1 pseudogene is annotated in these 271 nt (G+C 71.6%); it reads left to right on the forward strand.

Annotated features, from left to right (window positions below):
• Positions 1 to 271 (forward strand): annotated as a pseudogene (gene pstC / locus WDW90_RS39520) (phosphate ABC transporter permease PstC); the annotation flags it as partial.

Genomic DNA, 271 nt, shown 5'->3' on the forward strand with positions numbered 1-271 from the left:
GGTCCTCGCCGCCGTGCTGGCCCTGGTGCTGGCGGTGCCCGTCGCGATGGGGATCGCGCTGTTCATCTCGCACTACGCGCCGCGCCGGCTGTCCCAGGTCCTCGGAGCCCTGGTCGACCTCCTGGCCGCGATCCCCTCGGTCATCTACGGCCTCTGGGGCTTCTTCGTGCTGGCCCCGGTGCTCACGCCGTTCTGGACGTGGCTCAACGAGAACCTCGGCTGGTTCCCCCTGTGGGGCGGCCAGGTCTCGCCGACGGGCCGTTCGATGGCC

The sequence above is a fragment of the Methylobacterium nigriterrae genome (assembly GCF_037106235.1).
GTDB lineage: Bacteria > Pseudomonadota > Alphaproteobacteria > Rhizobiales > Beijerinckiaceae > Methylobacterium > Methylobacterium nigriterrae.